Source organism: Nguyenibacter vanlangensis (assembly GCF_013376155.1).
Lineage (GTDB): Bacteria > Pseudomonadota > Alphaproteobacteria > Acetobacterales > Acetobacteraceae > Gluconacetobacter > Gluconacetobacter vanlangensis.
The window spans coordinates 1-1,168 of record NZ_JABXXP010000819.1 but is presented as its reverse complement, the minus strand read 5'-3'; the positions used below and the strand labels follow the sequence as shown (position 1 = coordinate 1,168).

Here is a 1,168-nt window from a genome sequence, read left to right as displayed (position 1 = left end):
GCCGGCGTCGCGGCATGCGCCACCGCCGCCTGGATGGTCCGCGCGCGGTCGGCGGCGGAAATCCCGGTCTCCACCCCGTCGCGCGCCTCGATCGACACGGTAAAGGCGGTCTCGCGCGGGCTGGAATTCACCTCCGTCATCATCTTCAGGCCAAGCTGCGCGATGCGCTCGGCCTCCAGCGGCAGGCAGACCAGCCCGCGCGCGTGCGTGACCATGAAATTGATCGCCGCCGGAGTGACCAGGTCGGCGGCCATCACCAGGTCGCCTTCGTTCTCGCGATCCTCGTCATCGACCAGGATCACCATGCCGCCTGCCCGGATCGCCGCCACGGCGGCCGACAGCGCGGGGGTCATGACCGGTATTGACATAGGCTCTCCACATATTTCGCGATCACGTCGACCTCGATATTCACCGCGTCGCCGGGGGCAAGCGTGCCCAGGTTGGTATGGGTCCAGGTATGGGGAATGATCATCAGCGCGACCGGAAACCCGTCCGGCCCCGCCTCGTCCGCGCCGGCCGCCCCGATCTCGTTCACCGTCAGGCTGATCCCGTCCAGCGTGATCGACCCTTTCTCGACCAGATAGCGGCGCAGCGCCCACGGCACGGCGAACGCCACGCGCCGCGCCTCGCCCGCCATCTCGACCGACAGCAGCCGGCCGGTGCCGTCCACATGGCCCTGCACGATATGGCCCGACAGCCGGGTGGCCGGGGTGACGGCCCGCTCCAGGTTGACCCGCCCGCCCGCGCGCAACTGGCCCAGGCTGGTCCGGTCCAGCGTCTCGGCACTGATGAAGAAGGACGCGTTCCCCGCATCGTCGAACGCGGTCACCGTCAGGCAGACGCCGTTGACGGCGATGCTCTCGCCCAGCGACAGGTCGCCGATCCCCGTGGCGATCGCGGCATGCAGCGCCCGCTCCCCCCGGCGCGCCGCCGTGACCGTGCCCAGATACTCTATGATGCCGGAAAACATGTTTCCTCCACGAAACGATCGCGCGCCGGCCCGAGCAGCAGCCGCAACGGCGTCTCCTCCCCGCGCCGCGTCGCAAAACACAACTTTTCCCTACTTTCCGCCCCGGCCCGGATGGTCAGCCAGTCATCCCAGACCCCCGCGGCCCGCATCGCCGCCAGCAGCGTCGGCCCCGCCTCGACCAGCGCCCACAACACCCCC

General features: G+C 69.8%; 2 protein-coding genes and 1 pseudogene. All 3 read right to left on the bottom strand.

Features of this window, described 5'->3' with window-relative positions; translation table 11 throughout:
* On the bottom strand, positions 1-353 hold a 353-nt coding region (locus HUK84_RS19330), incomplete at its 3' end, for a 3,4-dihydroxy-2-butanone-4-phosphate synthase (RefSeq protein WP_176641662.1).
* Entirely contained in the window at positions 350-970 is a 621-nt protein-coding gene (locus tag HUK84_RS19325) for a riboflavin synthase (RefSeq protein WP_176641661.1), read from the bottom strand. The genes HUK84_RS19330 and HUK84_RS19325, both read right to left, overlap by 4 nt.
* Positions 952-1,168 (bottom strand): annotated as a pseudogene (locus HUK84_RS19320) (bifunctional diaminohydroxyphosphoribosylaminopyrimidine deaminase/5-amino-6-(5-phosphoribosylamino)uracil reductase RibD); the annotation flags it as partial. The gene HUK84_RS19325 and the pseudogene HUK84_RS19320, both read right to left, overlap by 19 nt.